This window comes from Reyranella sp. (assembly GCF_036558665.1).
In the GTDB taxonomy this organism is placed as follows: Bacteria; Pseudomonadota; Alphaproteobacteria; order Reyranellales; family Reyranellaceae; genus Reyranella.
Genome location: NZ_DATBFE010000008.1, coordinates 38362 through 60035, shown reverse-complemented (window position 1 = coordinate 60035; position 21674 = coordinate 38362). Strand labels below are relative to the sequence as shown.

Here is a 21674-nt window from a genome sequence, read left to right as displayed (position 1 = left end):
CGCGATCCCGATCGTCACTTCGGCGTCAAATACACCTCGGCGAACGTGCTGTTGGGGCCGAGCCCATTGATGATCACGTTGTGAAGGCGCTTGTTGTAGATAGTCGGCCATTGCAGCTCCACCGTCCACGCGACGGGCACGTCGTCGACCAGAATGCGCTGCAGCTCGGAGAAGATCTTCTTCCGTTCGGCTTCGTCGACAGTCGTCTCCGATTTCGCGAAGAGCTCGTCCACTTTGGGGTTCGAGTATCCTGACTCATTGTTGAAGAGCATGCCCTTCTTGATGTTGCTCGAAATGTAGCTTCGCGCCACGCCGAGCACCGGGTCGGACAAGGTTGTGAGATATGTGACCGCCAGGTCGAAATCCCAGTTGCGAATTCGGTCTCCCCAGCCGGCGACGTCGGTCGACTCGATCGTGACCTCAATTCCGACGCGTTTCAGCGCCTGCTTGACGTACTCGTTGAACCGGTTCCAGACCTCGCCGTAGGGAAGGCCCAACAGCTTGATGTTCGCCCGCAACCCGTTGGCGTCGCGCTTCAGCCCCATTTCATCGAGAAGTGCCTCGGCCTTCTTGGGATCGTACTCGTATTTCGGCACGTTCGCGTCGTAGAACGGCGAAGAAGAGTGGATCGGACCGGTCGCGACCTTGGCAAGACCGAAGAAAATCGTGTCTCGAATGAAGTTGCGGTCGAGCGCGTACATTACGGCTTTGCGGAACCGCTTGTCGTCCAAAGGCTTCCGACGCTGGTTGAATGTCATCCAGGAGATCGGCGCGCCCCACTCCCAGCCCTTGGTTTCCACTGCGAGATGCGGCATCGCCTTGAGGCGGCCGACGTCCGCGAGCTCGACGTCATTCTGCGTCGCCAGCAGCGCCTGGCCGTTCTCGAGTGCGAGGGCGCGCGAGGCGCTGTCGGGAATGAGCCGGTAGTAGATCTCGTCGAGATACGGCATGCCCTTGCGCCAGTAGTCGTCGTTGCGCACAAGATGGATGTACTGCCCGCGCTGCCACTCGGCGAATTTGAACGGGCCGGTGCCAATCGGATGGGCGTTGTGCGGATTGTTGCGGAAGTCGGTCCCTTTGTAGATGTGCGCCGGGACGATCGGCCCACCGATCGCATCAAAGCTGCGGATGAGCGGCGCGAACGGCTTCTCAAGCTTGAAGACGACGGTCTCATCGTCGATCTTGCTGGCGCGGGTCCGTTGGAAAACTGTGCGGGAGCGCGGATGGACCTGAGTCAGGAACTCGTTGAACGTGAAGACGACGTCGTCGGCCGTGAACGACTTGCCATCGTGCCACTTGACGCCGGGCTGCAGCTTGAACGTGTACGTCAATCCGTCGGCTGATACCTCCCAGGACCGGGCCAGCGCGGGCTGCGGATTAAGATTGAAATCATAGCTGAGGAGGCCCTCGTAGATCTTCGTCGCCGGCAGCAACGTCGGCGAATTGACCCAGAGCCCGAGAACGAGCCCTGGAGGCTCCGGCCACAAGATCGAATTCAACGTGCCGCCGCGCGTCGGCTGTGGATCGGCGGCCATCACGCCGGCGGGGAGCGTGCACCCGACTATTGCCGTGAGAAGAAACGATCTCCTGAACTGCATCAATACCTCCCCATCAGGCCCAATGTGGAATAATTCTCCATTCTGGCCCCTCCCGGTGGGTCATGTTGACAGCAGAGTGGCATTAGCAAAAGGTCCACTTTGTGCCAGCCGGATGGAGCCACTTTCAACGATGAGGCCGGGCTTGAGTAACGACGAACCGGTGCTCGATGCGCTTGCTTTCGAACTCGATCGCGGCAGCGCCGTGGCACTGCATCGTCAGCTGCAAGAGCGGATGCGGGCTGAAATTCTCAGCGGTGCTCTACGTCCCGGAACCCGCCTCCCCTCCTCGCGCGCCTTGTCCCAATCGCTTGGCGTTGCTCGCAACACCGTGCTGAACGCATTCGAGCAACTTGCGAGCGACGGGTTCCTCGAAGGCCTGCACGGGTCCGGCACCTATGTCGCCCGCAACCTGCCACTCGATATGGCGGAAATCCTCCGTCCGACCTCTGGAGCTTCGTACCCTGCGGACGCGCACGCGATCGGGGCGACGCGCGCCATGTCTTTTCTCGAGGTTCCGGTCTCATTTCGGATTGCACAACGACCGGTGCCATTCCGGATGAACTATCCTGCGATCGACGCCTTCCCGGTTCGCCTCTGGGCGACCCTCACGGCGCGGCTTTATCGACGGCTGGCGGCGGATCCCCGCCGCGAGCTCCTCGGCGAAGGCGACGCGCAGGGCTACCTCCCGCTGCGCCAGGCGATCGCCGATCACGCCGCGCTCGCACGCGGGGTACGCTGCACCGCCGACAACATTATCGTCTTCGCCGGCGCGCAGCAGGCGCTCGACGTCGCGGTTCGCGTGCTGCTCGACGTCGGCGATGAGGCGTGGCTGGAGGACCCCAGCTATCCCGGTGCGCGCAGTGCGCTCGCCGCAGCCGGAGCGCAGGTCCGGCCCGTGCCGGTCGACGCGCAAGGGCTGGTCGTTGCCGAGGGTGAGCGCTGCTCGCCTCGTGCGCGGCTCGTCTATGTCTGCCCGTCGAAGCAATTCCCGCTCGGCGTGACGATGAGCCTCAGCAGGCGATTCCAGCTGCTCGATTGGGCGAACCGCAGCGGGGCCTGGATCATCGAGGACGACTACGACAGCGAATATCGCTTCGACGGCCGCCCCGTAGCCGCGTTGCAGGGTCTCGATCGTGGCGGGCGTGTGATCTATCTCGGCACCTTCAGCAAGGTGATCTTCCCTTCCCTGCGCCTCGGCTTCGCCATCGTCCCCGATGCGCTGGTCGACGCCTTCATCGGTGGCCGTGCGATCGCCGGACGACACTCACCGGTGCTGGAGCAGGCGCTCCTTGCCGCCTTCATGCGCGAGGGCCATTTCGCGCGCCACGTGCGACGTATGCGGAAGCTCTATATTGAGCGACAGGCGGCCCTTCTCGACACCGTGCACCGTCATCTGGGCGATACGCTGGCTATCCGCCCGACGGAAGCGGGCCTGCAACTCGTCGCCTGGCTGCCGCACCACCTCGATGACGCCAAGATCGCCCGGGCCGGGGCGGCGGCGGGCCTCGAACTGGCGCCGCTTTCTCGGTTCGCGATCACCCGGCCTCTGCCGCCCGGGTTGCTCCTCGGCTTCGGCGCCTTCTCGCGCGAGCAGATCGACGAAGGCGTGCGACGCCTCAGGAACGTGCTGCGCGGTGCGGGCCTCAGCGCAGCGTTGGCTCGGGAAGCGCGGTCACCTGCATCGTCGCGGTCACATGTGCATCGGAGTGGCGCTGGAGGAGCGAGGCGGGTACGCGCGGCGTGACCGCGCCGTGCAACAGCTTGCGCAAGATTGCGGTCTGCCATTCCCGGTTCATGAATAGCCGCACCTTGCGGCTCTCCAGGATCTCCTTCATGCCGACGGTGACGGCGAGGCGCGGAATACGATCGAGATTGCCGCGCGCGGTGGTCACAGAATTGATCAGCACCGTCTCGCGGCTGAGGCGCACCACCCGGCTCGGGCGCGACGCAAATTCCTCGGCTGAACAAACCTCGTCCGGCTCGGGCGGATCGTTGAAGGCGACGTGTCCGGTGATTCCGACCCCGCCGAAGCAAACGTCGACCCCGCCCCAGCGTTCGATCGCCCGGCCGACATTTGCCGGGTCGCAAGGCTCGGGGAAGAGACGCTGTTCGACGGGTGGCGCAAGCTCGGGGGCGAGCCTTCCGTAGAATTTCTCCTTCATGTGGCGTCGGAAGCTCAGGGCGTCGTCGATCGAAATGAACGCCCGCCCGTCGGCCGTCAGGTACTCGTCCATATTGATGATGACGAGATCTCGGAGCGAGAGGCGTTCCGCGTTGCAGCGATCCGCAAGTCGCTCGAACTGACCGACCGGGCCGACGGGAACGATGTAGACGACCTTTTCACGCCCGACGGCTTTCGCCTTCCGGTATTCATCGAGCATGGTCGCGACGAAACGCTCGATCAGGGCCGCATCGTCCGGAACCACCGAAAACCCGATGAGCGAACCCTTGCCGACCGCCTCGGGCGGCAAGGTAAGTTCGGGCGGATAGTCACGTCTCTCCAAGATGGGCCTCCTCGAGCAACCGGAGATGCTATCCATGCTGCGCAGCGTCCGAAACGGGTATCATCGGCGCCTGATGTCCAATAGCCTCCTCGCCGCTGCGCTCGGCTTTGGCCCTGACGTCAGGATCGTCATTCCGCATCAGGACGACGTGGGGATGTGCCATGGTTCGAACCAGGCCTTCCTTGCGCTCGCACGCGATGGCTTCGTCTCGTGCGGCTCGGTCATGGTGCCATGCCCGTGGTTCCCCGAGATCGCCGACGCAGCAGCTGACGATCCAGCACTCGACCTCGGTATCCATCTCACGCTCACAAGCGAGTGGCCGAACTACCGCTGGCACCCGATCTCCACGACGAGCCCGAACTCGGGCCTCATCGACCCCGACGGCTACATGTGGCGTCGGGTGGCGTTGCTGCGCGAGCATGTCGTGCCGGAGGCGGCCGAGGCGGAAATGCGCATGCAGATCGAGCGCGCGCTCGCCGCCGGCCTCGACCCGACGCATCTCGACACCCATATGGGCGCCGCTCTAGCTCCGGAATTGCTGCCGATATATCTTCGTCTCGGGCGCGAGTACCGCCTTCCGGTTCTGTTGCCGCGGCGGATCTCGAGCTATCTCGAGATGCTGCCACTCGGGCCCGTCGACACGGGTCTCTTCGATGCAGCGATCGGCGAGCTCGACCGCGCCGGTATCCCACTCGTCGACGATTTCCGGATGACGCCCGGCGTCGATTCCGACGTGATGCCCGCAACCTACCGCGCGATCATCAGCGGGCTTTCACCGGGTGTCACATTCTTTGCCCTCCATTGCAACGCCCCGGGCGACATCGAGAGCATCGTGCCGCCCCGTGCGCATTGGCGAACGGACGAGTATCGCCTGTTCCGCGGCAACGAGTTCAACGAATGGACGGCGATCCAAGGAGTCCACCCGATCGGATTTCGTCCGATCCGCGAGCTGCTACGTCAGGCCCGAACTGAGTGACATCGTGCACCTTCGAGTGAGCGCGCTCCCGTATTGGCGTTGGAGCTCGCAACCCCAATGGGAATCTTCTCTGATCTCGCCAACGTCCGTGACCGATGCTTGGCACGCCGTTGCCACGCAGTTGATCGCGGGACCAAGTTTTAGTCGACGGACCAAGACCTTAATGGAATACAACCTTCGCCCTCCGAAGGCAGAGGTCGTGAGTTCGAATCTCGCCGGGTCCGCCAGTAACTCATCCAGACATTGCGCGGGCTACGCCGCTGCTGTTCCATCAGCAACGGCATGAGCCGGGCCAAGCGCATCGTGATCTGTGGCGGCGGCGCGATCGGCGTCGCGATCGCCTACTTCTGCAGCCGACGCGGCGCACGGCCCGTCGTGATAGAGCGTCACGCTGTCGCCGGTGCAGCGTCCGGCAAGTCGGGTGGCTTCCTGGCCTTCGACTGGTGCCGCGACAGCGCGCTCGATCAACTGACGCGGCGGAGCTTCCATCTTCACGCCGACCTCGCCGCCGAACTGGGCAATCCCTGGGGCTATCGGCGCCTCGCGACCTACGGCGGTTACGCCATCGAGAACGATCCAGCGCTCGGCCCGGGCCCGCGACCGTGGCTGGCCGGACGGGTGGCGATCACGGGTCGGCTCGGCTCGCCGCGGACGACGGCGTTGGTCGAGCCGCACGCCTTCACCATGGGCTTGATGCGCGCCGCTCAGGCACATGGCGCGGAACTGCAGCGCGGCGTGATTGCCGGGCTGGTGCGTCGCCCCGGCGGCGCAGTGGTCGGTGTCGTGCTCGAAGGCGGCGAGCTTGTCGAAGCCGACGCCGTGATCATCGCCATGGGACCCTGGTCGACGCTGGCTGCGCAATGGCTGCCCCTCCCCGCGGTGTTCGGTTACAAGGGTCATAGCCTCGTATTCGACACCGGCGAGACCATTCCTGCAGAGGCGCTCTTCCTCGAGTACCAGGAGGCGAGCGGCGAAGTCCTGACTCCCGAGCTGTTTCCCCGCGGCGATGGCACGACGTGGATCTGCGCGATCTCGACGGCCCGGCCGGTGCCCATCGATCCCGCCGACGTCGCGCCCGACGAGGGGGCGTATGCGCGGCTCGAGGCGATGTGCCGCAATATCTCGCCGGCACTCGCCGCGGCGCCGATCAGGACGCGACAGGCCTGTTTCCGGCCGGTCACCGAGGATGGCCTGCCGCTGATCGGCCGGGTGCCAGGGGTGGACGGGGCCTACGTGGCGACCGGGCACAGCGTCTGGGGCATGCTCAACGCGCCCGCGACCGGAGAGGCCATGGCAGAGCTGATCCTCGACGGCGCTGCGCGCCAGGTCGACCTGGCGCCTTTCGCGGCCGGCCGACTGCGCGCGCTCGACCCGGCGTGAGTCGGCGGAAGTCCCTTGCGCGGCCGACTGGTCCTGCCGTCACGCCGTCCGAACGAGGCGGAGCTCGGCGCCCTTGTTCCACCCTTGGCCCCTCACCTCCGCCTCCTCGAACTCGGCCGCGGCAATCGCCCGATCGAGAGCGGCGCGCAGCTCCCTGGCCGTCTCCAGGGTCAGCTCGATCCCGGCCCGCGCCCCGGGGTCGAGGCGCGTATTGATGAAATCGAGCGTGATGACGTCGCCCCGCGGCGCATGGCGCGCATGGTCGTAGGCGACCACTGCCTGCGACAGCGGGAACCATTCGTCGCCGCGCTTTGCCATGCCTTCCGCGCGGGCGATCTCGATGATGGACGTGCACATGTGAGGGTCTCCTACTTCGCCAGATGCTCGCCGAAGAAGGCGTACACCTTGCTCCAGCCGTCCATCGCCTGCTCGATCCGGTAGAGCGGTCGGTGCCAGTAGAAGAAGCCGTGGCCGGCACCGTCGTAACGATGGAACTCGTGCACCTTGCCGTGTTTCTTCAGCTCGGCCTCGTGCTGGTTCACTTGCTCGGGGCTTGGTGCGCGGTCATCGTTGCCGAACAGGCCGAGCAGCGGACAGCAGAGGTCCTTGGTCATGTCGATCGGCGCCACCGGCGTCTTGGCATTGAGTTCCTCCTTACCCATCACCACGCGGCCGCCCCACAGGTCGGCGCAGGCATCGACGTCCTTCTTCCGGCAGGCGTAGATGAAGGCGTGACGGCCGCCGGAGCAGGTGCCGATCGCGCCGACCTTGCCGTTGTGATTGGGCTGCGCGCGCAGCCATTGCACGGCGGCCTCGGTGTCGCCGACCATCTGGGCGTCGGCAATGCCTCCGTCGGCACGCACCTTGGCGGCAACATCGTCCGGATTGTTCTGGCCGCCCTCGCGCTCATAGAGGTTGTGGCAAATGGCATTGTAGCCTGCGTGCGCGAACCGACGCGTCATCTCCATGTAGTAGTCGTCCCAGCCCGGCAGGTGGTGGATCAGCACGACGCCCGGAACCTTGCCGGACACGCCGGTGGTCTTGGCCACGTAGGCGGTGATCGGGGTTCCCTTGTCGCCCTTTATGGTCACATTCTCGCAGGTCATGCCTCGGTAGAATGACATCGATCCTCCTCCATGAGCGTAAGCGTTGATGGTCCCTCGGCGCATCGGAGCGCCGCCGCGCTTGTCGATAGGCGGGCCGAACTTGCCTTTGCCGCCGGATGCCGTTGCGGCAAGTATTCGACGATCGCCTATTCGGCGCAACCGAGGCGGCCGAGCGCTTCGACCCCAGATCCGTCATTTCACCCTTGTCAGACGATCCTCGGGGAGTGGACCCTCAGCCTCGTGTACCGGGCCGCCAGGCATCAAGGGGGATGCGCATGATCGTGAACAGGCGGGCGACGATCGCGGCCTTGCTCTCTGTCAACGCGGGATCGTTCCTGGCGAAGCCGGCTCGCAGCAAGGCGCCCTCTCAGATGGGGCTGCAGCTGTACACGGTTCGAGCCCTGTTGGAGCAGGATTTCGAAGGCACCCTCGCCCGGATCGCCGCCATCGGCTACCGGCAGGTAGAATTTGCGGGGCTTTACGGTCCGTCATTCCAGCAGACAGCTGCCATGCTGAAGCGGCACGGATTGTCCGCCCCGTCGGCGCACGTGAGTTACGAACAACTCGAACGAGAACTTCCGCTTGCCATCCGGGATGCCAACGAGCTGGGGCAAAAGTTCATCGTCTGCCCATTCATCGATGAACGGCGCCGTCGGACGCTCGACGACTGGAAGCGCGTATCCCATCGCTTCAATGAAATTGGAGAGCAAGTGCGCAAGGCGGGGCTGAGCTTTGCCTATCACAATCATGATTTCGAGTTCCGTCCGATAGACGGGCGGATTCCATACGACGTCATGCTGGCGGAGACCGATCCAGGCCTGGTCAAACTAGAAATCGATTTGTATTGGGCAACGAGAGGAAAGAGGGACCCTGTCGCCTATTTCCAGGAGTATCCGCAGCGCTTCCCGCTCGTGCACGTCAAGGACATGGCGCGCGACGGAACGATCACCGATGTCGGCAGCGGAACGATCGACTTCAAGCGCATCCTTGGTCAGTCGGCGCTTGCGGGAATGGTTTGCTGGTTCGTCGAGCACGACAACCCCCGCGATCCGATGCGCAGCATCGAGACAAGCTTGAGGTTTGTGCAACAGCTCGACGTCTAGGTAGCGCGAGGCCTCGTCGTGGCCGAAGGAGCGACTGTCCGGATTCGTTCGCCGGAGGCGGTACCGGCGCGCGGCTGCAGCGGCCCGCCTCGCGTCTCGCCGCGATCGATGCAGCGGGTTGCGGGGCGGTCCGCCAGCGCTCCGGTGTCCCGCTCTGCCCGGCCTTCAGGCCATCCATCGTACGACGCGCCGGGTCTGGCATCCGGCGGCCGGTTTTTGGCCCCGGGTGCCGTTCCATGCGGGCGGTTTCTTGACAGGCTTTCGCCCGCGACGATAGGCTCCGCGTCGCCTCACCACGTGTAAACAAGAAGAGTTCCGGCCAACGCCCGGCTGCACAGGGAGGAGTGGATGACAAACCGTCGAACCGCCGGTGCGGCTGCCTCGCGCCGGGATGTGCTGCGCATTGCCGCTGTCGGCACCCTGGGATCTCTGGTCGGCGCGCCCTCGGCCGGCGCAGCGCCCAAGCCGCTGACCTTCCTCCACGACAGCTCCTTCATCCGGGACTTCGACGCCTATTTCAAGAAGGAGCTCGGGCCGCGCTACGAGAAGGAGACCGGTACCCGGATCGACTACGAACTCACCAGCGTCGGCACGCTGCAGACACGCGTCTCGGCGGTGCTGGAGACCGGGTCGGGCGCCGATGTCGTCCTGAACGGCTTCAACTGGCCCTTCCTCTACGACCAGAAATACGTCGATGTCAGCGACATCGCCGAGGAGGTCGGCAAGGCCCAGGGCGGCTGGTACGACGTCGCCAAGGAGGCGGTGGTCGTCAACGGCAAATGGAAGGCCATCCCGTTCGGCAATATCGGCCAGCTCATGAACTACCGCATCGACTGGTTCCACGAGGTCGGCTTCGACAAGTTTCCGGAGACTTGGGACGAACTCCTGGAGGCCGGGATCAAGCTCAAGGCCAAAGGCCACCCGTTCGGCTTCGAGCTTGGCCACGGCTTCGGCGACAATCACGGCTGGGTCTATCCGCTGATGTGGTCCTATGGCGCCCACGAAGTCGATCCGGATGGCAAGACCGTGGTCGTCGACAGTGACGAGATGGCGCGCTGCGTCGACTTCGCCCGCAACTTCTTCCAGAAGACCACGCTCGAGGACTGCCTCGGCTGGAACGACGCCAGCAACAACAAGGCGTATCTCAGCCAGCAGATCTCCTGCACCAACAACGCCGAGAGCATCCTCTGGGTGGCCAAGCGCGACTTCCCCGAGATCGGCAAGGTGACGGGCCAGGCCCTCAACCCGAAAGGGCCGACCGGCAAGCGCTTCCACATCCTCAATCCCTGGAGCCATTCGGTCTTCACCGGCGCCTCCGACATCGAGGCGGCAAGAAAATTCCTGCGCTGGCTGAACCAGCCGGAGCAGCTCGCCGGCTGGTTCGCCTCGGCCGACAGCTATTACGCGCCCTTCCTGCACGCCTACGACAACGCCAAGTTCTGGACCGTCGAGCCGCGCAACCTGCCGTTCCGCGATTCGATGGAGTCCTCGCACCTGCCGGGCTGGCCGGCGCCGGTCAGCCGGCCGCAGGCCGAGGTGATCGCCAAGTACGTGATCATCGACATGTTCGCCAAGGCTTGCAGCGGTGGCGCCACCAAGGATGTGATCAAGACCGCCCAGGCGCAGGTGAAGCAGATCTACGGCCAGGCCTGAGGCCGGTGACAGCCCTGCCCTCCGATTCGGCCATCGCCCTCGAGTTGCGGCGCGTTCCCCGGCCGCGTTTTCGCGTCAAGGAAGGAACGGCCTTCGGCTGGCTCATGGTGCTCCCGCCGGTGCTCTTCCTCCTCGCCTTCGTCGGCTATCCCTTCATCTACGGCATCTGGCTCAGCCTCGAGGACCGCGCCGTTGCCCGACCCGCCGTCTTCGTCGGCCTCGCCAACTTCATCACCGACGCCCACGACCCGATCTTCTGGCAGGTGGTCCGCAACACCTTCATCTACACCATCGTCGCCACCGCGCTGAAGGCGGCGGGCGGACTCGGGCTGGCGCTGGTCATGAACCAGCATTTCCGCTTCAAGAACCTGGTGCGCGCGCTCGTGCTGCTGCCCTTCATCGTGCCGACCGTCCTCAGCACCATCGCCTGGATGTGGATCCTCGATCCCGCGTTCAGCGTCATCAACTGGGTGCTGGTGCATCTGGGCGTGACGCCGCCCGGGCCGTCCTGGCTCGGCAATCCCTATCTCGCAATGGGCTCGGTCATCCTGGTCAATGTCTGGCGCGGCCTGCCGTTCTACGCCATCACCCTGCTCGCAGGACTGCAGACCATCCCCGGTGATCTCTACGATGCGGCGACCATCGACGGCACGGATTCCTGGCAACGCTTCCGCTACGTCACGCTACCGCTGCTGCAGCCCGTGCTGCTGATCGTCACCCTCTTCTCGTTGATCTTCACCTTCGCCGACTTCCAACTCGTCTATGTGCTGACGCGCGGCGGGCCTGCCAACGCCACGCACCTGTTCGCGACCTATTCCTTCGACATCGCCATGACGGCAGGTCAGCTCGGCCATGGTGCCTCGGTGGCGCTGGCCATGCTGCCGCCGCTCGCCCTGCTGATCGTGGCGCTCACCCTCTACATGCGGAGGCAGTGATGGTCGTGGCCCGTGGCTGGCGCGTGAAGCTCCTGCAGCTCTGGCTGCCGCTCGCGCTGGCTCTCGTGTTCACGCTGTTCCCCTTCTACTGGATGGCGGTGACGTCGCTGAAGCCCAACTCCGAGCTCTACAACACGCAGATGATGCCGCTGCTGCTCTATCACCCGACGCTCAAGCACTATGTCGACCTGTTCACCCAGACGCCGTTCCTGGTCTGGACCTGGAACACCATGCTGGTCGCCGTGGTAACGACCGCGATCTCGCTCGTGCTCGGTGTCATGCTGGCCTATCCGCTGGCGCGCATAAACTTTCCCGGCGCGGCGCTGATCGCCGTCGGGGTGGCGGGCAGCTATCTCGTGCCGCAGCCGCTGCTCTTCATCCCGATGGCCGACATCATCAACCGCATGGGACTCGGCAACACGCTGACCTCGGTGATCCTTACCTATCCGACGTTGCTGGTGCCGTTCTGCGCCTGGCTGCTCATGGGCTATTTCAAGAGCGTGCCGCACGAGCTCGAGGAGGCGGCGCGGATCGACGGCGCGAGCTATTTCCAGGCGATGTGGCGCATCGTGCTGCCGCTTTGCACGCCGGGCTTCATCTCCGCTGGCATCTTCGCCTTCACCCTGGCGCAGAACGAGTTCCTCTATGCCCTGATCTTCCTCACCAAGACCGATGTCCGCACCGTGCCGGTCGGCGCCATCGCCGAGCTGATCCGCGGCGACGTGTTCTACTGGGGCCAGCTCATGGCGGCGGCGCTGCTGGGCTCGGTGCCAGTGGCGATCATCTACTCGTTCTTCGTCGAGCACTACGTCGCCGGGCTGACCGCGGGATCGGTGAAGGGCTAGCTCGCTTTCCCGGAGCACGTCAGCCGGCGGCAGGATGCAGCCGGCGCCAGTGCCGCGCGATGTCGATCCGCCGCGCAACCCACACACGCGGCTGGTCGGTCAGCCAGTCGAGGGTGCGGGCAAGCCCCATGGCACGCCCGGGATGGGCAATGATCCGATTGTGCAGGCCGAAGCTCAGCAGGCGCGGCGGATCCTCCTCCAGCACGCACTGCACCGCGTTCTTGACGTAGGCCAGATACTCGTCGCCCGAGGTCATGCCCTGCCGGATGAAGCGGACGTCGTTGTGGACGAGCGAATAGGGAACGACGAGCTGGCGGCGGTGGCCGACGCGGACCCAGTAAGGCAGCTCGTCGTCATAGGCGTCGCTGTCGTATTCGTAGCCGGCATCGAGCAGCATGCCGCGGGTATGGAGCGAGGGTGCGTATCGGCTGTACCAGCCGAGCGGACGGATGCCGATCGCCTGCGCGATGCCTTCGGTAGCCAGCCGGATCTGCTCGCGCTCGTCGTCCGGCTGGAGATTGGCGTGGATCTCCCATCGATTGCCGTGGCCCGCCACGTCCCAATCCGCTTCGCGCATGGCGGCACACGCCGCGGGATTGCGGGCGAGCGCCCGGGCGATGGCGAACACCGTGCACGGCAGCGCGCGCTTGGTGAACATCCGGTGAAGACGCCAGAAGCCCGCGCGGCTGCCATACTGGAACATGCTCTCCGCGCCGAGATCGCGCCCCTTCACCGCCGCCGTAGAGCCTTCCGTCAGTGCGGTCTCGGAGGCGCCATCGCCGTCCGGCACGGCATGCTCGCCTCCCTCCTCGTAGTTGATGACGAAATTGACCGCGACATGCGCGCCACCGGGCCACTGCGGATCAGGCGGGTTGCGTCCGTAGCCCACGAAGTCGCGCACCCGGCCGGCCTCTTCTTCGGTCATGGATCGCCTCCCGCTTGCCAGTTCACCAAAAGCTTATCGGAAAAGGAAGGCGGGCGCCGATTCCCGCGCCTGCGCTCGACTTGAGATCGGCCGACGGCCGTCTAAGCTTGGTGATCGGATGAGAATGGAGGATTGCGATGGCGTCTGATGCGGCAAGGGTCGCCTGCGTGGTCGATGCTCCCGGCGCCGCCGTGCAAGCCCTGTTCACGGAAGCCGTCGCCGCCTGGCGCGAGTCGGGCGTCAAGGTCGTCGGGGTGGTGGCCGAGGCGCACGGCCTTGCCGATCGGAGCTGCGGCGCGGGCTTTCTGCGCGATATCCAGTCCGGCCGGCCCTTCACGATCTATTTGCAGGAGCGGCCCGCTCACACCTCGTGCCATCTCGATGCGGATGGCGTCAATGCGGCCTGTGCGATGGTGCGCCGGCAGATTCCCGGCAGCGATCTGGTCGTGCTGAGCAAGTTCGGCAAGCTCGAGGCCATGGGCTCGGGCCTGGCGGACGCCTTCCATGCGGCGATCGCCGCCGGCAAGCCCATCCTCACATCGGTGTCCGACAAGCATCGAGACACATGGCGGGTGATGATGCCGGATGCGACTTCATTGCCCGCTGATCACGCGGCGCTCCGAAGATGGTGGCAGGCAGCTCGAACCGGCAGGCCACCCGACGTGCGGTCCCTGGAGAGCATTTGAGTTTCGCGCAGGGCCGCGGACCCGTCCGTCACTCGGCCCAAAGCCGGCCGCCGTCCTTGAGATTGGCCAACCGAACCAGTTCGTGAGCCGCGCAACCTTGCCCCTGGCGTCCGCAATATCTGTCGAGATCGGCGATGGTGACGCGAACGCGGACGGCTTCGCCGTCCGGGCTTCCCGCCAGCCAATCCGCTTCGATGCGGTCGAGCTCTGCGACATAAGCGGGGTAAGAGGATCGAAGGCCATGAACACGGCGCGCGAATTCGGGAAAATCACGCTCCGCGATCACGGCGAGCCACGTTGTTGTCATTGGTGCGCCCCCTGGTCATCCCGCGCCCTCGTCCTGAGTTGAGGGCGCATCCCGTCCGAAGGCCGCCGACTGCCAGCCACCCCCAAAGGGCGGCAGTCGGCGGTTGGAGCTATTCCAGCCGCGGGATGGTGCTCTGCCTAGGCGTCCTTCCATCCCGCAGTGGAGCGATCGCCGTCGCACCCCACACGATGGCGCAGACGACGAGGAGACTTGCCATGATCGGATCGCCCCAACGTGCGAACCCGGCCGCAGCAAGGACGAAAGCGGTGGCGCCGATTAACTGGTACATTGCACCCTCCACAATCGAGGGCGCTATTTTGGGTAAGCTTGGTAACGCGATGATGTTGCAATCTGTTCAATCGCGTTTCGTGCGTTTCGCGGCTCCGCCGCAGCCGGCGGTGGAAACGATCAGGCTTCTGTCCGCACCTGCGGAACCGACGCGGGAATTCAGGTCTCGCAGAGAGGCCCGGCAGCCGCCTCGGGCAGGGTGATCTCGCCGCGGTCCAGGCTCGTGCCGATCAATTCGCAGGTGGCAAGGAAAGGATCACCGCGGCCATCGCGCCAGGCCGCCAGCACGTCGTCGATCGCCAGTCGCGCGCCCAGCACCAGTCGGCACCCTCGCTCGCAAAGCCAGAATTCCCACGCCTCGTCGATTGGCAGGACGCAGACCTTCAGCGCGCGGTCCTTGTAGGTGAGATCGAAGCGGCGACCCATGTTGTCCTTCCCATTCCCGCCCGATCAACGCGACGGAAATTCCGGTGGTTGCTGGTTGCGGGTTCGCCTCACATTTCGGACGGCCATCGTGTTCTGCGCGCAACACACCGTGACGCAGAGCCGACCTCGGCCGCTCCATGATTTGGCCGTGATGTCCTCCAAAGGTCACGTCGGAGAGCCGGCAGGCCGATGCCGGTGGCACTCATTTGGCCAAAGGTAAGGCCCTGATCCCGTTTGGTTTTGCGGGCGACCTCTTTCCTGTCGGACCAATGCCTCGCCGCACTCGGGGTGACGCGACGGCCAAGTTTGGCAGGGCGCGACAATCGGTGAACTGCTAAGCTAGAGGGTTGCTTGCTCACACGTTTGTGACGCTTGACGCGCTTCTTCACCTCGGCTCGGCCGTGAGCGGTGGACGATCGGGGATAGAATAGGGCTCGTTGCGTCGGCGGGTTGGGGCTGGCGACGCGCCGGCGCGAGTCGGTGACGATGAGCGCAGGCATGTGCGAAGGGATGACGGGCGTGAAGAGATCGTCGGGAATTGCCGCCGCGGTAACGGTCGTGGTCGTGCTGACGGGCGGTTATTTCCTCCTCGAACAGACAGGCCGGGACAACGCGCGCGCGGCCGCCGCAGCGTCGCCGGCCGGCCCGGTCGTGCCGATCACGATCACGGTCGCGGAAAAGAAGGATGTTCCCGTCTTCGTGCGCGGTATCGGGACGGTCCAGGCCTACAAGACCGTCCAGGTCAAGAGCCGTGTCGACGGCCAGATCGTGAAGATCGCTTTCGAGGAAGGCCAGGACGTGAAGGCTGGCGATCCGCTGTTCCAGATCGACCCGCGGCCGTTCAAGGCCCTGCTCGAGCAGGCCCAGGCGGCCAAGCAGCGAGACGAAGCCCAGCTTGCCGGCGCCCAGCTCGACCTCGATCGCTACAGCAAGCTGATCGGCTCGGGCTTCCAGTCGCGGCAGACCTACGATCAGCAGAAGACGACGGTCGAGGCGCTGAAGGGCTCGATCGCCGCCGACCAGGCGCAGATCGACACGGCGCAGCTCAACCTCGCCTATTCCGACATCCGCGCGCCGATCGACGGCCGGACCGGCCAGCGCTTCGTCGATCTCGGCAACCTGGTCCAGGCGGGCCAGGGAACGAACCTCGTCACCATCACGCAGATCAAGCCGATCTTCGTCAACTTCACGATCCCGCAATACGCCAACCACAACCTGCGCAAGAACCAGGCTCGCCATCCTCTGACGGTTCTGGCCTACAGCGCCGACGACAGCTTCAAGCTCGCCGAGGGCGAGGTTACGCTGGTCGACAACCAGATCGACACCGCGACTGGAACGCTGCGGCTGAAGGCGAGCTTCGAGAACCTGGACGAGCGGCTGTGGCCGGGCGAGTTCGTCAACGTGCGTCTGCAGCTCTCGGTGCGCAAGGACGCGATCACGGTGCCGCAGCGCGCCATCATGCAGGGGCCCAACGGCTACTACGCCTACGTCGTCAAGCCCGACCTGACGGCGGAGCGGCGCGACGTCGAGGTCGTCGCCCAGCAGGACGGGCTGGCCATCATCGGCAAGGGCTTCGCCGCCGGCGAGAAGGTCGTGCTCGACGGCCAGTATCGCCTCGTCAACGGCGCGCGCGTGCGGATCGATCAGCCGACGGCGGGCTCGGCGTCTGCTGCCGACAAGGCCGGCTGACGCCGTCGAATGAATATCTCCGAAACCTACATCAAACGGCCGATCGCGACGTCGTTGATGATGCTCGGACTGCTGGTGTTCGGCGCCGCGACCTACGACCTGCTGCCGGTATCGGCGCTGCCCAACGTCGATTTCCCGACCATCACCGTCAGCGCCACGCTGCCCGGCGCGAGTCCGGAGACCATGGCGTCCTCGGTCGCCACGCCGCTCGAGCAGCAGTTCGCAGCGATCCCGGGCCTCGCTTCGATGAATTCGACCAGCGGGCTCGGCACGACCTCGATCACGCTCCAGTTCGAGCTCGACCGCAAGATCGACGGCGCCGCGACCGACGTGCAGACCGCGATCAATGCGGCCAGCGGCCTCCTGCCCAAGGACCTGCCCAATCCGCCGACCTACCGCAAGGTCAACCCGGCGGACCGTGCGGTGCTGATCTACGCGCTCTATTCCGACGACCTGCCGATGTACAAGGTCGACAACTACGCCTTCGTCATCCTGGCGCAGAAGCTCTCCGCCGTTTCGGGCGTGTCGCAGGTGTACGTCGCCGGCCAGCAGGACTACGCCGTGCGCGTCCAGGCGAATCCGGCAGCCCTCGCCTCGCGTGGTATCTCGCTCGAGGACGTGCGCACCGCGATAACCAATTCCACGCTCAATCAGGCCAAGGGAAACCTGGAGAACGAGCACCTTTCGCTCATGCTGGACACGAACGACCAGCTTTTCGACGCCGCCGCCTACCGCAACATCATCGTCGCCTACCGTAACGGCGCCGCGGTCAAGCTGCAGGATATCGGCGACGTGATCGACGGCACCCGGTCGCCGCGCACGGGCGCCTGGTACAACGGCAAGCGCGCCGAGCTGCTGTTGATCTACCGCCAGCCGGGCGCGAACACGGTGGAGATCGTCAACAGGATCAAGGCGATCATGCCTCGCCTGCTGGCCTCGATTCCGCAGACGGTCCATGTCGATCTGATGTCGGACCGCTCGCAGTCGATCCGCGATTCGGTCTTCGATGTCCAGTTGACGCTGCTCGTGACCGTCGCGCTGGTGGTCCTGGTCATCTTTCTCTTCCTGCGCCACATGTGGGCGACGATCATCCCGAGCGTCACCGTGCCGCTCGCGCTCGTGGGTACGTTCGGCGTGATGTATGTCTGCGGCTACTCGATCGACAATCTGTCGCTGATGGCCCTCACCATCGCGGTCGGCTTCGTCGTCGACGATGCGATCGTGATGATCGAGAACATCGTGCGCTACATCGAGGAGGGCGAGCGTCCGTTCGATGCCGCGATGAAGGGCGCGGGCCAGATCGGCTTCACCATCGTGTCGATCACCTTCTCGCTCATCGCCGTGTTCATCCCGCTCCTGTTCATGGGCGGCATCGTCGGCCGGCTGTTCCGCGAGTTCGCCGTGGTGGTGACAGTGGCGGTTTGCATGTCGGCGTTCGTCTCGCTGACCCTCACGCCCGTGATGTGCGCCCAGTTCCTGAAGCGCGAGGCCCACCACCGGCGCAGCCGGCTGAATCAGGCGTGCGAGAACGCCTTCGAGGCCGTGGTGCGCTACTATGACCGCGGACTGCGCTGGGTCTTCCGTCACCAGTTCCTGACGCTGATGTCGACGATCGCGCTGATCTTCGTTACCGGCTATCTCTACGTCACGATCCCGAAGGGCTTCTTTCCGGAGCAGGATACGGGCTTCATCTTCGGTCAGGCCGAGGCGCGCCAGGACATCTCCTTCTATGCGATGGCCGACATCCAGAACCAGCTCGCTGCCATCATCAAGCAGGAGCCGGGCGTTTCGGGCGTCGTCGGCTTCGTCGGCTCGACCGGCGGCAATTCCGCGGAAAATACCGCGCGAATGTTCATCCAGCTCAAGCCGTTTGACGAGCGCCGCGGCCTGTCGGCGCAGAGGATCATCCAGCGTCTGCGGCCCAAGGTGGCGAAGGTGCCGGGAGTGAAGTTCTTCATGCAAGCCGGGCAGGACATCAATGTCGGCGGCCGGCTGGCGAAGACGGAATACCAGTACACCATCACTTCCACCGACAGCGAGGAACTGAACCACTGGGCGCCGATCATCGAGCAGCACATGGCCAAGATGCCGGAGCTGCAGGATGTGGCGTCGGATCAGCAGATCGCCTCGCCCCACGTCGCCATCGACATCGACCGCGACACCGCCTCCCGGCTCGGGCTGTCGCTGGCCCAGATCGACCAGACCCTCTACGACGCCTTCGGCCAGCGTCAGGTCGCCACGATCTATACCTCGTCCACCCAGTACAAGGTCGTGCTCGAGGTCCAGCCGGAATTCCAGAGCGATCCCACTGCCCTGTCGCGCATCTACGTCCCCGGTAACGGCGGCGTGCAGGTTCCGCTGAGCACCGTGGCCCGCTTCGTCAATCGGATCGCGCCGCTCACCATCAGCCACCAGGGCCAGTTCCCTGCCGTCACCCTCTCGTTCAACCTCGCGCCGGGCGTGGCACTCGGCCAGGCGGTCGAGAAGATCAAGGACATGCAGACCGAGCTCAAGACGCCGATCACGCTCGACGGCTCGTTCCAGGGAACGGCGCAGGCCTTCCAGTCTTCGCTGGCCTCGACCCCCCTCCTGATCGCGGCCGCCATCCTGGCCGTCTATATCGTGCTCGGCATGCTCTACGAGAGCTACGTTCATCCCATCACCATCCTGTCGGCGCTGCCGTCCGCCGGCGTCGGCGCCCTGCTGGCGCTGATGCTCTTCCGCTACGACCTCAGCGTGATCGCCTTGATCGGCATCATCCTGCTGATCGGCATCGTGAAGAAGAACGCCATCATGATGATCGACTTCGCCCTCGAGGCGGAGCGCGAGCAGGGCAAGAGTCCGCTCGAGGCGATCCACGAAGCCTGCCTGCTCCGCTTCCGGCCGATCATGATGACGACCTTCGCCGCGATCGGCGGCGGTCTGCCGATCGCCATCGGCCAGGGCGCCGGATCGGAACTGCGCCGGCCACTCGGCATCGCCATCGTCGGCGGCCTCCTGGTCTCGCAGTGGCTCACGCTCTACACCACGCCGGTCATCTACCTCTACTTCGATCGCTTCGCCCACTGGCTGAGCGGCAAGCGCCGCCGCCCGACCGGCGAGATTCCGGCGGCCATTCCCGCCATCTCCGAAAGTCCGGCGGATGCCGGAACGCGCGCCGCCGACTAAGGGGGACTGCCCGTGACGGAGAGCCGGTACGAAAGGGAAGAGTACCTGGAGCAGGACGAGGACGAGGCCGAGAAGGCCGCCCGCACGAAGAGCCTGGTGGCGCTGGCGGTCCTGGCCGCCCTTGTCATCGCCGGGATCTTCCTGTTCGAGAGGCTGCGCGACGTATCGCGGCTTCAGGATTGCCTGATGGCGCGCGCCAGCAATTGCAACGATATGGTCGAGCCGCCGCGGCCGGCGGGCAACCTGCGCTGACGCGTCCCGGCTTCAGCTCGCCCTCGCCTTGCGGCGGGCCCTCCACCAGTCGCCGATCTCGCCGACCAGTCCTTTGCGGAACGCCATCACGATGACGACGAAGATGGCGCCCTGGATCACGAGGACGAACTCGCCGAACGAGGCAAGGTAGTTCTGCATCGCGACGATCGCGAAGGCGCCGATCACCGGTCCGAAGATGGTGCCGAGCCCGCCCACCAGCGCCATGAGGACGACCTCGCCCGACATGCCGGCGCTCACGTCGGTCAAGGTAGCGAACTGGAGCACCAGCGCCTTGGTGGCGCCGGCAAGTCCCGCCAGCGACGCCGACAGCACGAAGGCCAAGAGCTTGTAGCGGTCCGCCTCGTAGCCGAGCGAGACCGCGCGCTGCTCGTTGTCGCGGATCGCCTTCAAGACCTGCCCGAAAGGCGAATGGATGACGCGATAGATGGCCGCGAAGCCGAACAGGAAGATCACCAGCACGACATAGTAGAGGGCGAGGTCGTTCGTGATCGGGATCAGGCCGCCCAGCAGCGGCCGCCGCGGAATGCCCTGCAGCCCGTCCTCGCCGCCCGTGAACGGGGCCTGCACGCAAATGAAGTACACCATCTGCGCGAAGGCGAGCGTGATCATGGCGAAATAGATGCCCTGGCGCCGGATCGCCAGCGCGCCCGTCACGAGACCGAGCAGCGCCGCACCGCCGACCCCGGCCACCAGGCCGACCTCGGGCGGAAAGTCCATTGTCTTGACGACATAGCCGAAGAAATATCCGCCCATGCCGAAGAACATCGCGTGACCGAAGCTCATCAGGCCGGCATAGCCGAGCAGCAGATTGAACGCGCAGGCGAACAGGGCGAAGCAGAGCGCCGTCATCAGGAAGACCGGATAGACGAAGAGCGGCGCGAGCAGCGCGGCCACGATCAGGACGGCCGCGAGGACGAAGCGCTGGTTGATCATTTGGCCTGCCCGAACAGCCCGGCCGGCTTCACCATCAGCACGATCGCCATGACGACGAAGATCACGGTGTTGGAGGCCGGCGGATAGACGACCTTGGTGAAGCCCTCGATCAGGCCGAGACCGAAGCCGGTGACGATCGAACCCATGATCGAGCCCATGCCGCCGATCACGACCACGGCGAACACCACCAGCACGAGATTGGTGCCCATCAGCGCTGAAACCTGCTGGATCGGCGCCGCCAGCACGCCCGCCAGAGCCGCCAGGGCCACGCCCAGTCCGTAGGTGAGGGTGATGAGCCGCGGGACGTTGATGCCGAAGGCGCGCACCAGCGTCGGGTTCTCGGTCGCGGCGCGCAGATAGGCGCCAAGCCGCGTCCGCTCAATGCCGTACCAGGTGGCCAGGCAAATCACGAGTGCCGCCACCACGACGAAGCCGCGATAGGCCGGCATGAACATGAAGCCGAGGTTGTAGCCGCCGGGGATTGGCGCCGGATAGGGAGCACCGGAGGATCCCCATTTCCACTGGAACAGCCCCTCGATCACCAGCGCCAGGCCGAAGGTGAGCAGGAAGCCGTAAAGGTGGTCGAGATGGTAGATGCGCTTCAGCATCAGACGCTCGATCACGACGCCGAACAGGCCGACGATCAGCGGTGCCAGCACGAGCGATGCCCAGAACGGGATTGCGAGATTGGTCAGCAGCAGCCAGGCGGCGAACGCGCCCAGCATGTACTGCGCGCCATGCGTGAAATTGATGACGTTCAGCATACCGAAGATGACCGCGAGGCCGAGGCTCAGCATGGCGTAGAAGGCGCCGTTGATCAGGCCGAGCAGCAGCTGGCCGAACAGCGCCGGCAGCGGGATACTGAAGATGTCGAGCATC

21 protein-coding genes are annotated in these 21674 nt (G+C 65.1%); 11 read left to right on the top strand and 10 right to left on the bottom strand.

Annotated features, from left to right (window positions below; all coding sequences use genetic code 11):
- Positions 1-14 precede the first annotated feature (14 nt).
- Positions 15-1598, bottom strand: coding sequence for an ABC transporter substrate-binding protein (locus VH499_RS01410; RefSeq protein ID WP_332050889.1), 1584 nt, complete (start codon positions 1596-1598; stop codon positions 15-17).
- Positions 1599-1758: 160 nt separating this feature from the next.
- On the opposite strand from VH499_RS01410, the gene VH499_RS01405 reads away from it, so the two are divergent.
- Positions 1759-3342, top strand: a complete 1584-nt coding sequence (locus VH499_RS01405; protein WP_332050888.1) for a PLP-dependent aminotransferase family protein — start codon at positions 1759-1761, stop codon at positions 3340-3342.
- Here VH499_RS01405 and VH499_RS01400 read toward each other — a convergent pair.
- The gene (locus tag VH499_RS01400) at positions 3242-4102 is read right to left on the bottom strand and encodes a glucosamine-6-phosphate isomerase (RefSeq protein WP_332050887.1); all 861 of its coding nucleotides are present in this window, start codon (positions 4100-4102) and stop codon (positions 3242-3244) included. The genes VH499_RS01405 and VH499_RS01400 overlap by 101 nt on opposite strands.
- Positions 4103-4175: 73 nt before the next feature.
- Between VH499_RS01400 and VH499_RS01395 the strand changes: the two genes are divergently transcribed.
- Both VH499_RS01395 and VH499_RS01390 read left to right on the top strand, forming a co-directional pair.
- Complete coding sequence (locus tag VH499_RS01395; RefSeq protein WP_332050886.1) at positions 4176-5078, top strand: polysaccharide deacetylase family protein; 903 nt, start codon at positions 4176-4178, stop codon at positions 5076-5078.
- A 282-nt stretch (positions 5079-5360) separates the two neighbouring features.
- Positions 5361-6458, top strand: coding sequence for an FAD-dependent oxidoreductase (locus VH499_RS01390; protein WP_332050885.1), 1098 nt, complete (start codon positions 5361-5363; stop codon positions 6456-6458).
- A gap of 39 nt (positions 6459-6497) precedes the next feature.
- Here VH499_RS01390 and VH499_RS01385 read toward each other — a convergent pair whose 3' ends face one another.
- The gene (locus VH499_RS01385) at positions 6498-6815 is read right to left on the bottom strand and encodes a DUF6295 family protein (RefSeq protein ID WP_332050884.1); all 318 of its coding nucleotides are present in this window, start codon (positions 6813-6815) and stop codon (positions 6498-6500) included.
- A gap of 11 nt (positions 6816-6826) precedes the next feature.
- A complete protein-coding gene (locus VH499_RS01380; protein WP_332050883.1) occupies positions 6827-7582 on the bottom strand; it encodes a dienelactone hydrolase family protein in 756 nt (251 codons plus the stop codon).
- Positions 7583-7839: 257 nt separating this feature from the next.
- Between VH499_RS01380 and VH499_RS01375 the strand changes: the two genes are divergently transcribed.
- The 4 genes from VH499_RS01375 to VH499_RS01360 all read left to right on the top strand — a co-directional run bounded on the left by VH499_RS01375 (position 7840) and on the right by VH499_RS01360 (position 12100).
- Positions 7840-8667 carry a sugar phosphate isomerase/epimerase gene (locus VH499_RS01375; protein WP_332050882.1) on the top strand — a complete coding sequence of 276 codons (828 nt, stop codon included), beginning with the start codon at positions 7840-7842 and terminating at the stop codon, positions 8665-8667.
- A gap of 348 nt (positions 8668-9015) precedes the next feature.
- Positions 9016-10320, top strand: coding sequence for an ABC transporter substrate-binding protein (locus VH499_RS01370; RefSeq protein ID WP_332050881.1), 1305 nt, complete (start codon positions 9016-9018; stop codon positions 10318-10320).
- Between the two features lie 104 nt (positions 10321-10424).
- The gene (locus VH499_RS01365) at positions 10425-11255 is read left to right on the top strand and encodes a carbohydrate ABC transporter permease (RefSeq protein ID WP_414709729.1); all 831 of its coding nucleotides are present in this window, start codon (positions 10425-10427) and stop codon (positions 11253-11255) included.
- On the top strand, positions 11255-12100 hold the full coding sequence (locus tag VH499_RS01360) for a carbohydrate ABC transporter permease (RefSeq protein WP_332050879.1): 846 nt from the start codon (positions 11255-11257) through the stop codon (positions 12098-12100). Before VH499_RS01365 ends, VH499_RS01360 begins: the two co-directional genes overlap by 1 nt.
- Before the next feature lie 19 nt (positions 12101-12119).
- Here the strand turns inward: VH499_RS01360 and VH499_RS01355 are convergent, their stop codons facing one another.
- Positions 12120-13025 carry a polysaccharide deacetylase family protein gene (locus VH499_RS01355; RefSeq protein WP_332050878.1) on the bottom strand — a complete coding sequence of 302 codons (906 nt, stop codon included), beginning with the start codon at positions 13023-13025 and terminating at the stop codon, positions 12120-12122.
- A 137-nt stretch (positions 13026-13162) separates the two neighbouring features.
- Between VH499_RS01355 and VH499_RS01350 the strand changes: the two genes are divergently transcribed.
- Complete coding sequence (locus VH499_RS01350) at positions 13163-13711, top strand: DUF2478 domain-containing protein (RefSeq protein ID WP_332050877.1); 549 nt, start codon at positions 13163-13165, stop codon at positions 13709-13711.
- A gap of 28 nt (positions 13712-13739) precedes the next feature.
- Here VH499_RS01350 and VH499_RS01345 read toward each other — a convergent pair whose 3' ends face one another.
- The 3 genes from VH499_RS01345 to VH499_RS01335 all read right to left on the bottom strand — a co-directional run bounded on the left by VH499_RS01345 (position 13740) and on the right by VH499_RS01335 (position 14732).
- Positions 13740-14018, bottom strand: coding sequence for a hypothetical protein (locus VH499_RS01345; RefSeq protein ID WP_332050876.1), 279 nt, complete (start codon positions 14016-14018; stop codon positions 13740-13742).
- 109 nt (positions 14019-14127) lie between these two features.
- On the bottom strand, positions 14128-14307 hold the full coding sequence (locus tag VH499_RS01340; RefSeq protein WP_332050875.1) for a hypothetical protein: 180 nt from the start codon (positions 14305-14307) through the stop codon (positions 14128-14130).
- 158 nt (positions 14308-14465) lie between these two features.
- Entirely contained in the window at positions 14466-14732 is a 267-nt protein-coding gene (locus VH499_RS01335; RefSeq protein ID WP_332050874.1) for a hypothetical protein, read from the bottom strand.
- Between the two features lie 519 nt (positions 14733-15251).
- On the opposite strand from VH499_RS01335, the gene VH499_RS01330 reads away from it, so the two are divergent.
- Genes VH499_RS01330 through VH499_RS01320 form a run of 3 tightly spaced genes read left to right on the top strand, consistent with a single transcriptional unit; the run spans position 15252 to position 19841 of the window.
- The gene (locus tag VH499_RS01330; protein WP_332050873.1) at positions 15252-16421 is read left to right on the top strand and encodes an efflux RND transporter periplasmic adaptor subunit; all 1170 of its coding nucleotides are present in this window, start codon (positions 15252-15254) and stop codon (positions 16419-16421) included.
- A gap of 9 nt (positions 16422-16430) precedes the next feature.
- Positions 16431-19589 (top strand): multidrug efflux RND transporter permease subunit, encoded by a 3159-nt coding sequence (locus tag VH499_RS01325; RefSeq protein ID WP_332050872.1) that lies wholly within the window; start codon positions 16431-16433, stop codon positions 19587-19589.
- A 12-nt stretch (positions 19590-19601) separates the two neighbouring features.
- Entirely contained in the window at positions 19602-19841 is a 240-nt protein-coding gene (locus VH499_RS01320; RefSeq protein ID WP_332050871.1) for a hypothetical protein, read from the top strand.
- A 12-nt stretch (positions 19842-19853) separates the two neighbouring features.
- Here VH499_RS01320 and VH499_RS01315 read toward each other — a convergent pair whose 3' ends face one another.
- On the bottom strand, positions 19854-20795 hold the full coding sequence (locus VH499_RS01315; RefSeq protein WP_332050870.1) for a branched-chain amino acid ABC transporter permease: 942 nt from the start codon (positions 20793-20795) through the stop codon (positions 19854-19856).
- Positions 20792-21673 carry a branched-chain amino acid ABC transporter permease gene (locus VH499_RS01310; RefSeq protein WP_332050869.1) on the bottom strand — a complete coding sequence of 294 codons (882 nt, stop codon included), beginning with the start codon at positions 21671-21673 and terminating at the stop codon, positions 20792-20794. The genes VH499_RS01315 and VH499_RS01310 overlap by 4 nt, the downstream gene beginning before the upstream one ends.
- Position 21674: the final 1 nt, after the last annotated feature.

What these genes read in the sequence shown, in the direction of transcription:
- VH499_RS01410 (WP_332050889.1), bottom strand. Translation starts at nt 1,598, where the DNA reads ATGCAGTTCAGGAGATCGTTTCTTCTCACGGCAATAGTCGGGTGCACG.
- VH499_RS01395 (WP_332050886.1), top strand. Translation starts at nt 4,176, where the DNA reads ATGTCCAATAGCCTCCTCGCCGCTGCGCTCGGCTTTGGCCCTGACGTC.
- VH499_RS01390 (WP_332050885.1), top strand. Translation starts at nt 5,361, where the DNA reads ATGAGCCGGGCCAAGCGCATCGTGATCTGTGGCGGCGGCGCGATCGGC.
- VH499_RS01385 (WP_332050884.1), bottom strand. Translation starts at nt 6,815, where the DNA reads ATGTGCACGTCCATCATCGAGATCGCCCGCGCGGAAGGCATGGCAAAG.
- VH499_RS01380 (WP_332050883.1), bottom strand. Translation starts at nt 7,582, where the DNA reads ATGTCATTCTACCGAGGCATGACCTGCGAGAATGTGACCATAAAGGGC.
- VH499_RS01375 (WP_332050882.1), top strand. Translation starts at nt 7,840, where the DNA reads ATGATCGTGAACAGGCGGGCGACGATCGCGGCCTTGCTCTCTGTCAAC.
- VH499_RS01370 (WP_332050881.1), top strand. Translation starts at nt 9,016, where the DNA reads ATGACAAACCGTCGAACCGCCGGTGCGGCTGCCTCGCGCCGGGATGTG.
- VH499_RS01365 (WP_414709729.1), top strand. Translation starts at nt 10,425, where the DNA reads ATGGTGCTCCCGCCGGTGCTCTTCCTCCTCGCCTTCGTCGGCTATCCC.
- VH499_RS01360 (WP_332050879.1), top strand. Translation starts at nt 11,255, where the DNA reads ATGGTCGTGGCCCGTGGCTGGCGCGTGAAGCTCCTGCAGCTCTGGCTG.
- VH499_RS01355 (WP_332050878.1), bottom strand. Translation starts at nt 13,025, where the DNA reads ATGACCGAAGAAGAGGCCGGCCGGGTGCGCGACTTCGTGGGCTACGGA.
- VH499_RS01350 (WP_332050877.1), top strand. Translation starts at nt 13,163, where the DNA reads ATGGCGTCTGATGCGGCAAGGGTCGCCTGCGTGGTCGATGCTCCCGGC.
- VH499_RS01345 (WP_332050876.1), bottom strand. Translation starts at nt 14,018, where the DNA reads ATGACAACAACGTGGCTCGCCGTGATCGCGGAGCGTGATTTTCCCGAA.
- VH499_RS01340 (WP_332050875.1), bottom strand. Translation starts at nt 14,307, where the DNA reads ATGTACCAGTTAATCGGCGCCACCGCTTTCGTCCTTGCTGCGGCCGGG.
- VH499_RS01335 (WP_332050874.1), bottom strand. Translation starts at nt 14,732, where the DNA reads ATGGGTCGCCGCTTCGATCTCACCTACAAGGACCGCGCGCTGAAGGTC.
- VH499_RS01325 (WP_332050872.1), top strand. Translation starts at nt 16,431, where the DNA reads ATGAATATCTCCGAAACCTACATCAAACGGCCGATCGCGACGTCGTTG.
- VH499_RS01315 (WP_332050870.1), bottom strand. Translation starts at nt 20,795, where the DNA reads ATGATCAACCAGCGCTTCGTCCTCGCGGCCGTCCTGATCGTGGCCGCG.
- VH499_RS01310 (WP_332050869.1), bottom strand. Translation starts at nt 21,673, where the DNA reads ATGCTCGACATCTTCAGTATCCCGCTGCCGGCGCTGTTCGGCCAGCTG.